4 protein-coding genes are annotated in these 2,277 nt (G+C 33.6%); all 4 read right to left on the minus strand.

Annotation, left to right across the window (positions count from 1 at the left end; genetic code table 11):
• Positions 1-56: 56 nt before the first annotated feature.
• On the minus strand, positions 57-179 hold the full coding sequence (gene tnpA / locus A3SI_RS23410; RefSeq protein WP_394330393.1) for an IS66 family insertion sequence element accessory protein TnpA: 123 nt from the start codon (positions 177-179) through the stop codon (positions 57-59).
• 282 nt (positions 180-461) lie between these two features.
• Positions 462-788, minus strand: coding sequence for a helix-turn-helix domain-containing protein (locus A3SI_RS16450; protein ID WP_156810372.1), 327 nt, complete (start codon positions 786-788; stop codon positions 462-464).
• 26 nt (positions 789-814) lie between these two features.
• On the minus strand, positions 815-934 hold the full coding sequence (locus A3SI_RS23415) for a JAB domain-containing protein (RefSeq protein WP_083836574.1): 120 nt from the start codon (positions 932-934) through the stop codon (positions 815-817).
• Positions 935-1,578: 644 nt separating this feature from the next.
• On the minus strand, positions 1,579-1,914 hold the full coding sequence (locus A3SI_RS16460) for a DUF1573 domain-containing protein (RefSeq protein ID WP_162098487.1): 336 nt from the start codon (positions 1,912-1,914) through the stop codon (positions 1,579-1,581).
• Positions 1,915-2,277: the final 363 nt, after the last annotated feature.

Raw genomic sequence — 2,277 nt, forward strand, 5'->3', positions numbered from 1 at the left:
GCTTAAAGCTTGTGAATGGCTCGGAAATCGGCTCACTTACCACTTCTAGCTTTTTGTCACCAGTAGTAGAACGTAGCTCGATTAATCCCACGGTTTGCAGCAAACACAGACTTCTTTAAACCAGAGCTAAGCCATTCCCGGTAAAGCTCCTGGTAAAACGCTTTATCTCTTCTTTCCATTCCGCAAGACTACAAAATCCCTCGCCTACAGAAAATATGGGGTTCGTCGAACGGATACGATGACTTCGATCTTTTTCCCAGCAAAATCAATGTAAACTTCATGACCAGGAGGATGTTCGAGCTTCATAGAGCCTGATGCCTTGGGATACTTTCTATGGTAATGCTCCATAAACTGAGTATAGCTGTATGGAGTATCGACTAACTGCCTATATTCCTCATAATGGTGCAGAAAGGTAAGGCCAGGATGGTTTCTTGAAGCCCTGCCCTGTTCAAAGTATTGCATCAGGCGTCAAATCTATCATTATCAATGGTGGTGCGGGATGGAAAGATCTCCTTCAATTTACCCACATGAAGGTGTAAAATCTCTTCCACATCATAATCCGAAGCATGTAACCAAGAAATATACTGATTGATGGTGTTGCGGGAAATGCCTAGTAAAGAGGCTATTTTCCTATTGCTAAGTCCATCTCTGTGTAAGCTAAAAATCTGTTTTATATCCATGGGATCAAGTACGTTCGCCATTCCTTTTTTCTTGAAAAGATACGGCAGGTGAAACTTAATCTCCCAAAGTGGCACAAATCGAACCGAAACGCCCCAGAAAACTGGCACAGTTTAAACCGAAATAGGTGGCGCAGTTACTCCGAAATGAATGGCACAAATCGAACCGCTATATCCACTTTGTTACTTGGTTTAAGATTTCTTGAAGGATGGTTGTGAGTGATGATAAATAATGACGCATTAGCTTTTAGTCTCAAGCTAAATCAATTAATTCCCAAACGGATCTGCTAACCCAAATCTAAAAGAAATAAAAAAACTTAATCCTCTTGTCATTAGAGAATTAAGTTCTTAACTGTGAACTCAATTATTAACATTTCGAACCGCTTTCAAATGATTCTGATATATTAAATACTCTATATCATGATAGTATGTCAAAAATGAGCGATTTTAAGAACCTAGATTCAGGAGAGATTTCAATGAAGGATACCGCATTTACCGATAACAAAGAGGCTGTTAAAAAAAAGTCTTCAAATGCATGAAATGAAGTATCAGAAAAAAGGAAAAGGAGAGCACCAAAAAAGGGAGGGGGAAGAGATAAGGAGCTTCTTCAATTATATAGGCCTTTTGATTCAATCATGGCAGATAATTCCTTATTTCGATAAATACACATTAGACTTACTGAGGTATTATATGTTTGATTTCTATCTTGCATTGTATTTAATTCTGCAATCCTAAATACAAAAAATAATACCCTGAAAAAGCTGGAAACAGCCAAATTCGGGGGTTTTGCGTTATGTTTTTACCAATTATTAAATGACTTTCAGTTAAATAACAATTAAACAAGAGGCCCAAAATAGGTCAAACCCTACGTTTCAATTTCAAAGTAATTTTCCAAGAAGCCCTAATTAGTTGAAATTAATTCAGCATATATATAATAGTATTTCACCTTATTATTAATAGTGACTGTCGCGTCATTTTTTTTTATTTGGGAAAATTGTTTTAATGTTGTTGTAAGAGTAATTTTATTTTCACTAAATGGCTTGATATTTTTATCAAAAAAACTAGCCGTACAAGTGCATGATGGATGAATTTCTTCTATTTTAAATGAGTTCGATGAATTATTTTCAAAAATAAAAGTAAAATTAACCTCGTCTCCCTTTACGTATTGATTCAAATCTGATTTTTCAACAAAAATTTTACTTTTAGAAAACTCAATTTCCTTTTCTGTAATTAACATAAATATGAACAGTATAAAAATTTGATTTATCATAGTTTTCTTTTTTAATTTTATAAATACCGTACTTGTCTAACTTTTCATCTAATAATCCGTCGGCGTAAAAATACAATTCATCTTCACCAATAATACTAAACCTTTTTGGAACAGCTAAATCAGCAACTAAACTATCCTCTTTAATAATAATTAAACCATCCTGCTCCTGATTCTTATTATAACTCCGAAAAATTAAATCCCCAGAAACATAAAGATTATAGTAAAATATCTGCTCTCTATATATATTTTGCCAATTTTCCTCAGATTCATTAACTGAATTTATTTGTAAATATTTTTCATCTAAAACATTATAATCAATTTTTTAAATTT

Origin of the sequence: Nitritalea halalkaliphila LW7 (genome assembly GCF_000265075.1) — a bacterium.
Lineage (GTDB): Bacteria > Bacteroidota > Bacteroidia > Cytophagales > Cyclobacteriaceae > Nitritalea > Nitritalea halalkaliphila.

Excerpts from the sequence above, each read along its gene's own strand:
- A3SI_RS16460 (WP_162098487.1), bottom strand. The coding sequence starts at position 1,914 with ATGTTAATTACAGAAAAGGAAATTGAGTTTTCTAAAAGTAAAATTTTT.
- tnpA (WP_394330393.1), bottom strand. The coding sequence starts at position 179 with ATGGAAAGAAGAGATAAAGCGTTTTACCAGGAGCTTTACCGGGAATGG.